The sequence below is a fragment of the Roseicella aerolata genome (assembly GCF_020523605.1).
Lineage (GTDB): Bacteria > Pseudomonadota > Alphaproteobacteria > Acetobacterales > Acetobacteraceae > Paracraurococcus > Paracraurococcus aerolatus.
Genome location: NZ_JAJAQI010000085.1, coordinates 1 through 8,838, shown reverse-complemented (window position 1 = coordinate 8,838; position 8,838 = coordinate 1). Strand labels below are relative to the sequence as shown.

11 protein-coding genes are annotated in these 8,838 nt (G+C 63.2%); 3 read left to right on the top strand and 8 right to left on the bottom strand.

Translation table 11 applies throughout. The annotated features are described in order from the left end of the window. Positions 1–353: 353 nt before the first annotated feature. Positions 354–1,604: a DGQHR domain-containing protein gene (locus tag LHA35_RS26965; RefSeq protein WP_226614215.1), complete on the top strand. Its 1,251-nt coding sequence runs from the start codon at positions 354–356 to the stop codon at positions 1,602–1,604. Between the two features lie 54 nt (positions 1,605–1,658). Here LHA35_RS26965 and LHA35_RS26960 read toward each other — a convergent pair whose 3' ends face one another. Further along, complete coding sequence (locus tag LHA35_RS26960) at positions 1,659–1,811, bottom strand: hypothetical protein (protein WP_226614213.1); 153 nt, start codon at positions 1,809–1,811, stop codon at positions 1,659–1,661. 74 nt (positions 1,812–1,885) lie between these two features. Beyond that, a complete protein-coding gene (locus tag LHA35_RS26955; RefSeq protein WP_226614211.1) occupies positions 1,886–2,353 on the bottom strand; it encodes a hypothetical protein in 468 nt (155 codons plus the stop codon). 551 nt (positions 2,354–2,904) lie between these two features. Between LHA35_RS26955 and LHA35_RS26950 the strand changes: the two genes are divergently transcribed. Then, positions 2,905–3,093 carry a hypothetical protein gene (locus LHA35_RS26950; RefSeq protein WP_226614209.1) on the top strand — a complete coding sequence of 63 codons (189 nt, stop codon included), beginning with the start codon at positions 2,905–2,907 and terminating at the stop codon, positions 3,091–3,093. Between the two features lie 62 nt (positions 3,094–3,155). Continuing rightward, on the top strand, positions 3,156–3,797 hold the full coding sequence (locus LHA35_RS26945) for an SGNH/GDSL hydrolase family protein (protein ID WP_226614206.1): 642 nt from the start codon (positions 3,156–3,158) through the stop codon (positions 3,795–3,797). A 32-nt stretch (positions 3,798–3,829) separates the two neighbouring features. On the opposite strand, the gene LHA35_RS26940 is transcribed toward LHA35_RS26945, so the two are convergent. From LHA35_RS26940 to LHA35_RS26910, 6 genes are all read right to left on the bottom strand, one after another. Then, positions 3,830–4,378 carry a hypothetical protein gene (locus tag LHA35_RS26940; RefSeq protein WP_226614203.1) on the bottom strand — a complete coding sequence of 183 codons (549 nt, stop codon included), beginning with the start codon at positions 4,376–4,378 and terminating at the stop codon, positions 3,830–3,832. A gap of 220 nt (positions 4,379–4,598) precedes the next feature. Further along, on the bottom strand, positions 4,599–5,030 hold the full coding sequence (locus tag LHA35_RS26935) for an H-NS histone family protein (protein WP_226614201.1): 432 nt from the start codon (positions 5,028–5,030) through the stop codon (positions 4,599–4,601). A gap of 199 nt (positions 5,031–5,229) precedes the next feature. Further along, positions 5,230–5,445 (bottom strand): hypothetical protein, encoded by a 216-nt coding sequence (locus LHA35_RS26930; protein ID WP_226614199.1) that lies wholly within the window; start codon positions 5,443–5,445, stop codon positions 5,230–5,232. Positions 5,446–5,579: 134 nt separating this feature from the next. After that, positions 5,580–5,786 carry a DUF6494 family protein gene (locus tag LHA35_RS26925; RefSeq protein WP_226614197.1) on the bottom strand — a complete coding sequence of 69 codons (207 nt, stop codon included), beginning with the start codon at positions 5,784–5,786 and terminating at the stop codon, positions 5,580–5,582. 84 nt (positions 5,787–5,870) lie between these two features. After that, positions 5,871–6,776, bottom strand: a complete 906-nt coding sequence (locus tag LHA35_RS26915; protein ID WP_274708230.1) for a DUF1186 domain-containing protein — start codon at positions 6,774–6,776, stop codon at positions 5,871–5,873. Positions 6,777–6,952: 176 nt separating this feature from the next. Beyond that, positions 6,953–8,290, bottom strand: coding sequence for a hypothetical protein (locus LHA35_RS26910; RefSeq protein WP_226614195.1), 1,338 nt, complete (start codon positions 8,288–8,290; stop codon positions 6,953–6,955). Positions 8,291–8,838: the final 548 nt, after the last annotated feature.

Genomic DNA, 8,838 nt, shown 5'->3' with positions numbered 1-8,838 from the left:
CACCCGCAGCGGATGGTCGGCCCGGACCCGTTGTTCCAAATCCACGTAGCTGAACAGCGACCCAACCACCGCATCACTGCCACGCATCCTCACCCCGCTCGCTGCCGGGGGTAGGGAATCACGCAGGCGGCATCACCACAATGAATTTCAGCAGCCTGCTAAGTCCCAAATACCCTGCCGGCGTACTTCTCTTCGGAGGTTTGTGTTCGCTCTGTTCCATGTGGCTGTGGTGGATCACCAACGCCGATGACCAAACTTACAAGCGTCCAACACGTCCAGACGCCGCGACAGGCGGATCAACTGACCGAGGCTTATCTGGCAGCCTCCAGAATTTCAAGGCCTGAGGAGGCTGCATGATCACGTTCCCTTTCGAGACCGAAGCTCTCCGGGTCGAACAGCCGCTCGGCACGTTCTTTGTGGCAGTTCTGCCGGCCAATCTTCTCCTTCAAATCGCGATTAGCGATGTCATGCGCGCGACACTTAACCCTGATGGAATTGGTTACACGCTGACCGGGACACAGCGTTTGATTCAAGATGCGAGGCTTCGTCAGATCGCGGAATATATAGGTCGAGCAGATGCCGCGTTTCCCAACACAATCATTTTGGCGGCAAATTATAACAGCGACACCGGCCTAGATCAGGAGGAAGCCTTTCGTTCCGAAGCTGAGGAAAGCGCCGATGGGCCGGACGGCGGCGTCCCGCTATATGATTTGAGCGATCTCTGGGAGATCATAGAGGGGCAAAACGGAAGCTTTCGACTCCGCATTCCGACAGAGAAAAAGCTTGCCGCCATTATTGATGGACAGCATCGCCTGTTCGCTTTTGCGAAAGCTGACCCAAGAAGACTCAACTGCGATCTCGTGTGTTCTATCTTCTTGGATTTGCCGCGACCCTACCAGGCGCAGCTCTTTGCGACAATCAATTCTACTCAAAAAGCGGTTGATAAAAGTCTCACTTACGAGCTGTTTGGATACAACATCGCAGATGAGGCTGAACCTTACTGGACGCCGGATAAGCTTGCAGTATTCCTCACGAGGAAACTCGGGACCGATCCGGATTCGGTTCTCTTTTCGCGGATCATCGTCGCGCCGAAACGCGATAAGCTACTAGAAGGGATCGGCTCCCAGGCCTTATGGAAGATATCCACGGCTGTTGTGGTAAATGGAATTGTGCGTTTGATCTCGTCCAATCCAAAGCGGGACGCGAACATAATGCGTGCGCCGGAGATGCGCCCGCGCACCGTCCTGCGCGACGGCCCTCGCGACCGTTCGCCGTTAAGGGCGTACTACATCGAGGGTAACGATGTTATCATTTACACGTTAGTAAAAAACTATCTTCGGGCTTGCGAAAATCTGTTCTGGTCGCGTGCAGGTTTACAGTCGTACATTCAGAAAACGGTTGGTGTGCAGGCACTTTTCGATGTGTTGAAGGGCCTCGTGCCGAAGGCTCTTGAGCGGAAAGATATTAGTGTTGCCTTCTTCGAAGGCGTTCTCAGGCCTGCTGGTGAAATCGATTTTGCGGCGCAGGAATTCCGCGTGCCAGCTGGCGCAGGACGTTTGTACATTCGGAAGGCCATTGAGGCGAGGTTGAGTGTGCCTGCCTAGGTCTTGGATCTCGGCCACGTAGGTCAAAGAGGCGGCCCCCAGGCGCGGCATATCTCACCATCTCTGCGGCCGGTCCAATGTCAGCACGCATCCGCGGCCGTACTGCGCCTCCAGCATCTGCCGCGCCTTGCCGCTGTCATCGGCCTGGATGGTGACCCGCTGGGTCAACCCATTGGGCAGACGCACGACCGCGACGAACTCTTCCATACCGTTGTCCCTCCGCCGCTGATCAGAAGGCCGGCCATTGCTGACCGGCCTCATGCGCGAGTTCGACCTGATCGTCAGGGCGCCTTCGTCCCGGCGGTCCGGCGCTTGAACGCTTTGCTGCGCTCCTGCGCCGCCGTCGCCAGCTGCGCATCCAGTTCTCCGGCCTGCACCGCCGCGATCAGCGCGTCGATCACGCCGGGCAGCCCATCCAGCGTGCCCGCCTCCACGCTGGTGCTGCCGGTCTTGTCCAGCGGCAGGGGCTTGGCACCGTAGCGCACCATGAAATGGACGGTACCCGCGCCATCCAGGAACCAGTCCCGCCGCACATGCACGGACTGCATAATCCGCACCCGCTCCCCGGCGTCGTTGGTCCGATAGACTGGGCGGGTCGCCTCGAACGCCTTCCCTTCCACGTGCGCTGCCAGCAACGCCTTCTGCTGCTCCAGGTGGGCGATCACCTTGGCACGCGCGCGTCCCTTGGCATCGGCGGCGACGGTGGTGGGCGCAGCTTTGCCCAACTTGAGGGTCTTGAGCACGGACATCCGGGGCTCCTGTTCTGCTTCCGTGCCGATCGCTCTACAGCCATCGTCTGAGAGGCCAACCGAAAAGGCGGCGTCAGCGCCATCTTTCGCGCGCCGAGGGTCGTCCGCTTCGGCAAGCGTGCCACCACCGGCAACGCCAGACCCCAGGAACGCCCTACTGGGCTCGCACAGGGGGCGAGCACATGCAGTACAAGGCATGAATGCTGGGCTCGGGCGGATCCCCTCCATGACGCTCGCAGGGGCAGAGAGGGGCATGCGCCACGCGGGCGCTGCAAGGGTCGTACAGGGGAAGCACCCTTGCCGGGGCACGCCGAGTGCGACACGGGCAGCGAGTACCCTCTACGGCCCTTGTAGAACGTTCATCGTGGCAACAAGCATCACGGCTGGCGCCAGGGACACGGCGGCGTCAACGATCGGTTGTCCTGCCGGACGACGATGCTAGAGCCGAAGCCACCGGTGCGGCATGCACCCTGGGGCACACGGAGTGCGCGGTGATTGCCAACATTGCAGACGTCCGCGACGACAAGGGCAGGTGGCGTCGAGTGTGGGGCGTGGTCGAGCCCACCGCGGCCGACTGCGACGGCGGCGACTGCGCCCCGTGGGACACCGAGGTAGGCTGCTCCGGCTTCGGGCCGGCGCCGCTGCCGAAGGTGCTGGCCTGGGCCGGCAAGTTCACCGGCCACGTCACCCTATATCTCTACGACCGTGAGCCCTTCGAAGGCGACGCGGAGGACGAATGACCGCGGGGCCTGGTCGTCACCTCGCTCCGGCGCCCGATCCCGCCATTCGGAACGGAGGAAGCATGGGACACGTCGTCCTGCTCGGGGACTCGGTGTTCGACAACGGCGCGTATGTCGCGCCCCGCGAGCCGGACGTGGTCCAGCAGCTGCGCGACGCATTGCCAGGGGGCTGGCGCGCGAGCCTCGCGGCCGTGGACGGCGCCGTCACGGGCAGCGTGCCCGGGCAACTCGGGCGGCTGCCGCCGGACGCCACGCACCTGGTCGTCAGCGTCGGAGGAAATGACGCGCTGCAGCGTCAGGATGTCCTCGAGCGGAGGGTGCGGTCCGTGGCCGAGGCGCTGGTCGAGCTGGGCGACGTGCGGGACGCTTTCGCGCGCGACTACCGGGTCATGCTCGACGCGGTGCTGGGCCGCGGCCTGCCCACGGCGGTCTGCACGATCTACGACCCGCGCTTTCCTGACCCGATGCTGCAGCGGGTGGCGGTCGCGGCGCTCGCCATGTTCAACGACGTGATCACCAGGGAGGCGTTCCGGCGCAGGCTGCCGCTCGTCGACCTGCGCCTGGTCTGCAGCGATGATGAGCACTACGCCAATCCGATCGAGCCGAGCGCCCGTGGAGGCGCGAGGATCGCCGCGGGCATCGCGGAGCTCGTCACCGGCCACGACTTTGCCCGGCGCCGCGCGGAGGTCTTCGCCCGCGACTGAGCGGGTCGGCCGCGGCGTCCCGCCGCTGTGGCTCACTTCGGCGGCGGGTCGTCCAGTTCCATCTGTGTCTCGCGCTCGGCTGCGAGGGCCAGGGCCGCAAAGGCGTCCAGCTTGTCAGGCGGCAGGGCGAAGCCCCCCAGCTCAACCCTGCCCGCCTTAACCAGCGCGACGACGTCCGCCCTGGCTTGGGCGTCGCGCCGGAACAGCAGAACGGCGGCGAGGCCCGACCCAGTCGCGATCGCCATCCCATCCACGTGGATCGCGGTGGCGACGACCCGCTCGGCTAGGTCCATCGGCACGCGGACGGCGTCGGGAGTGACGGCGCGGACCTCCTCACCCGTCGCGCGGTGGCGGAACACGTGCGCCCCGATGCGGTCGAAGCCCCGGATCACCGTAGGCAGCTCCTCGGCTCGGAGGAACAGGAAGGTCGTGTCCTGCGTCACGCGCGGACGGGCATGGTGGGTGAGCGCGCAATCCCCGATCAGCACGCCGCCGCCGCCCGCCTCGACCCAGGCCCGAACCGCCGCAGCAACCTGGGGCACCATAATGTAGCCGGGCAGCGTTTCGGTGCCGCCATTCACGATGGCGTTTTCCGGGATGCGGGGGGAGCCATTTCGCATTGGCAGTCCCGAGCGGGGCGAGGCCGCTTTGCTCTACACCCTCGCGCCGAGAGGCCAACCGATTTCCATGCCGCCGCGACGCGTGGTGCCTGCCGTGCTCGATAACCCAGAAGATCGGATACGGCATCCCAAAGCCGCACCCCGTGGTGCTCCGTCTAGTCGAACGAGTCCTGATCCAGCGTCAGCCCCTAATTAGGAAATCGTCCTTGGACTTGCCCTCAGCCTGCGCAACCTGGAGCCACTTCGGCATCCTACCGCGCCCGCTCCAAAGCTCGCCATCCGGCCCCTTGTATTTTGGCGCCACGCCCGAGCCCTCCGGCTTCCTCGCCGCCTTTCCCCGTCCACGCCTGGCGGGCTGACCAGGTTCATCGAAGAGCTCACGGATCGAGATACCGAGGTCAGCAGCCCGACGCTCCATCTCCTCCTTCAGAGCCCGCTTTTCGCCTTCCGATTTGTCGCGGATCTTAGCTTCCGCGGCAGTGGCAATCTGGCGAAGCTCCCCAACGCTCAGGCTGTCAAGTCCGCCAAGGATCTGCTGCAGTGAGACAGCGTCATCCGCTTCAGCTTCGGTCTCACGAGTCCTCGGCTTGGGCGCAGCTTTGGCAGTAGGCATCGGGCTTCCATCCTCTATGCTGGCGTGCCCCATATTACGCTTTCCGCTCAAGCTGAAGCGCATTTTTCCGTGCGCACGTTGCGCTTAGTCGAAGATATCCACGCCAGACATTTAGCTTAGAGAACCTGATCCGATCAGCAGGTAGCTGCTGTGGCAAGCTATTCGGAAGCGGCGGAGGCAGCCTGCCAATGCAGCCTTGCTATCTCCTTGCAGCCTTGTGGGTGCCGACATTCTCGTGCCAGACAACAGGCACTCCGTCCCACTCGGCAATCTGTTTGCCCGGCCATTTTCTCCGGACATAAACATGATATTGGCCTTCCTCCGCCGCGACATAGCCCGACTTGCCGTCGTTCAGCCTGAGGTGCTGAGCAAGCTGTTCGGCCTGCTCCCGCATGTAGTCGTCCGGCCCGCTCATCCCCAACCTCCGAGAGTTGCAACGGTATATGCCGGACTGCAGGGAAGAGTTTCGCAGTAGGTCCTCACCCGCCACCCCCTCTGGCCATCGAACGCAGTGGAAGCATCCTGCGGCGCTTTCCCTGCAGTGCGGCTTCAGCCCAGTTCAATCTCCTCGTCGATCTCGTGCCGCAACCCGACCGCCTCGATGGTGAGCGTCACCCGCGCGCGCAGCTTTTCGTTGCCGCGCAGCCTTCCGTCCCGCATCGCCTCGCGGACTGCGCTCTCAATCTCCCGCTGGGAGGTCACTCCGACCACCTTGAGGAACTTGCGAACCGACATGTTAAAGCGGTCTTCGTCCATGGTGCTCTCCTCCATTTGCGGCAAGTCAGATGCGACGGGAGCATGTGCGACGGCTGGCTGCGGCATGCCGCCTGGCGCGTTCCGTCAATGCAGGCAGCATTTCTTAAACTTCTTACCGCTACCGCAGGGGCATGGGTCGTTGCGACCCACTGCGCGGAGCGGGTTCATCAGCGGCTGCGGCGCGTCCCAGAGCTCGGAAGTGCTGCCACGGACGGCGCGCCCCGCCTTCTCGCGCTTGTGCTCTTCGGAGAAGGTATGCCACTTCGACAGCTGCGCGATAGCATCGTCGAGCGGGGCGATGTGCTGATCCTCAAAAAGAGCGAGCACGTCCTCGCTCGTTTGGGCCGACCGCAGATCTTCAAGGAACAGGTTGTAGTCAGTCACCGTCGGGTCGATGAAGCCGCGCTCGAATGCGGATGCGACGAGCGGTTTGAGGTCCTCCAGCCCTAGCAAGGCAATGGCCTTCTGCCATCCGTACCAGGCGAACGACATCTCTTGCGGCTGCATCTCGGAGTGTAGGTCCCGAAGGTATGCAGCCGTGGCCTCCCTCGGCACCACCCCCGTAGCAGTCAGATAGGTCAGCGCGTCGAATGCGTCGGCGCGGACGATCTCGTCGACGTCCTCGTCTTCGATCAGCGCCTGCAATCCATTCAGGTCCCTGTCAAAGGTCCCGATCAGAATGCCGGGCAGGGTCGAGGAGATGCCATCGCCAAGGGCGTCTTCGAGTGCCTCCGCATCTCCGGCCAGCCGGCAGATCGCAGGGAGGGCGCGCTGCTCCCGCGCCTGACCCACGAGATGAAGGACGAAGAACACCGCGCCTGTCGCAGCCTCTGACCGGTCCCGGCCGTCCGCATAGGCCTCGAGTAAGGCAAGCAGCGGCGGCGCAGACTCCTGCCAAGTGTCGAGCGCTCGCCGCATCGCGTCTCGAGGCAACTCGTCCCCGGCGTGTGCGAGTTCCTGCAGGATGTCGTTGGAGGCGGTCGTCGTCATGCCCTCATCCTAGCGCCCGGCACTTCCTTCATCACGTGCCCTCGCAGGTCGAACGCTCGAGCAGGGCTACCGAGGGCGAGACGATGGGGGTACACGCTTTCAGCAGAAGACTAAGGAAATTACTCACTAAAACGTAACGGGAATTTTTCCGTACGCAGTTCGGATATTTCTGCTCGCTAAATCGCACCCGCACCAGTGGGTCGCTGTCTCATTTCCCTCTTTACCGGCACGCTTGCATACCCCAGGCCAATGAGGTTGCGGCACTTCTTCGTTCCCCTGGCGGGCTTGTCGATGTCGACGTCCTGCCGCCAGCTGCCATACCGGACGGCCAGAACAGGAAATTGCCCAGGCGCCCTGACAAGGATCGCCGCGGCGTGCGGCACGACGTGGTTCTCGCCGTCCTTCCAGTGCCCAATGTAGACCTGCACGCCCAACTCCTTGAGCTCGGGGCTGTCGCGCAGCTCCTCGTACTTCGCCCATATCCGGCGATAGAAGTCGTCCTGCATGCCGCCCGGCACCTCGCTCGGGACGCTGCGCTTGAAGAACCGCGCTTCGCTGAGGAATGAGATCCGGTAGTCGGCGCCCCTGGACCGACTCCCATGCGCGGTAGCGAACACGTTGACTACGTGCCGGGCGCGCTGCTTCTTCCCGTTCGCGCTAGGCGCGCCGTTGTCGAAGTAGTCGAAGCGCAGGTAGTCGAAGGGGCACTCGGCGGGGGCGGAGGCGGTCGTGGGCGGACTGGCGGCCGGCTCGGCGGGGTGGGCATCCTCCGCCCCGTGCAGCGGGATTACGCTACGATCCCCGTCTGGGTTGCCCTCGGAGAGGCGCAGCGCCCCTTCTCGGAGCACGAGCTGAGCGCTCCGCGAAGCCGTGCTCGCGTGGTTATCTCGGTGGGCGGAGCCCACCAGACGAATGGCGGAAGCCGAATTCCCAGAGGACGCGCGGTGCATAGCACCGGCGGTCAGGTCGAAAGACCTGTCCGTGCGACCATTATTCCGCTCTTCTTTAACTAATGGATGCACGGCAGCGCCGCCTACGCACTGTGCGGGGTCAAGCCCCAGGACAAAAAAGTCGCAGAGATCTGCGGATTTCTGAGCCTGTGTAGAAGCCGCGCACACACGCGCACCCTGTGTCTCCGTCAGAGAGCCCCCTACTGCACCGTGCAAAGGGTGGGGTTTGCACGGGTCCTCATAATGCGACAGTGCGCCCTGGTGGCAGTCCACTGCGTTTGCGGTGTCGCGCTCCTCCAGCAACCGCGCTGACTTCTCCAGCCTCGCCAGTGGATCGTCGAAGTAAGAGACGCCCGTGCCAGCGAGTTCGGGCTGATGTGCATGGCGGAGTAGCTTTTCCATGCGCGCGTGCTCGACGAGCGTGGCCAGGTGCAAGATCGGATCCAGGCACGACGCTTGGTCTTCGATGTCTGAGTGGGTGTGATTGAACATAGTGACCTCTAAAAAGATGTGGCCCGCCAGCGGCTGGAACGCTGGCGGGCCGTGGTTGCTTGGCGAGGTCACAATGCCAAGGAAACTGTGATGCGTGGTGCTTGACGCCGTCGACCTCGCGCAGGGGCAAATTTCCAGCCCGCCCTGCAAAGCTATTTATGCGCCAGCGCTCGCGCACGTCATTATTCGTTCCGGACGCCGCAAAGCCCGCGGCGAGCTCAAGGAACCTCTGATACGGAGTTCAGCCGTTGCTGCTTCATAACCCCCGATGGATCATTCTCGATCATTGTCTCTGCACGAGGCCGGTGCAGTGAGTTCGGTAATTAATGACGTCAGCGCATGTGCGACGCTATCGATAAAGCACGCCGCACGCCAGACGGAGCGTGCAGCCCAACGATATATCGGAGCTGGCACATGACCTTGACAGACACAGACACAATTCACCCGAAGCTGATGGGCATCATAGCTTCAGCCGAAGCGCACGTGCGAGATGCGCGCGATGAGCTATGGCCGAAACTGGGTGATGGCGGGCTGAGAGAGGCGGCGTATCGAGGCGGGTGACGAGCCTGCCAGGACCTCCCGAAGGAGCGATACGCCATGACGAGCGATACCACGGTGGT

Coding starts and splice junctions, on each gene's coding strand:
- LHA35_RS26935 (WP_226614201.1), bottom strand. CDS start 5,030: ATGCCTACTGCCAAAGCTGCGCCCAAGCCGAGGACTCGTGAGACCGAA.
- LHA35_RS26915 (WP_274708230.1), bottom strand. CDS start 6,776: ATGACGACGACCGCCTCCAACGACATCCTGCAGGAACTCGCACACGCC.
- LHA35_RS26945 (WP_226614206.1), top strand. CDS start 3,156: ATGGGACACGTCGTCCTGCTCGGGGACTCGGTGTTCGACAACGGCGCG.
- LHA35_RS26955 (WP_226614211.1), bottom strand. CDS start 2,353: ATGTCCGTGCTCAAGACCCTCAAGTTGGGCAAAGCTGCGCCCACCACC.
- LHA35_RS26925 (WP_226614197.1), bottom strand. CDS start 5,786: ATGGACGAAGACCGCTTTAACATGTCGGTTCGCAAGTTCCTCAAGGTG.
- LHA35_RS26960 (WP_226614213.1), bottom strand. CDS start 1,811: ATGGAAGAGTTCGTCGCGGTCGTGCGTCTGCCCAATGGGTTGACCCAG.
- LHA35_RS26965 (WP_226614215.1), top strand. CDS start 354: ATGATCACGTTCCCTTTCGAGACCGAAGCTCTCCGGGTCGAACAGCCG.
- LHA35_RS26930 (WP_226614199.1), bottom strand. CDS start 5,445: ATGAGCGGGCCGGACGACTACATGCGGGAGCAGGCCGAACAGCTTGCT.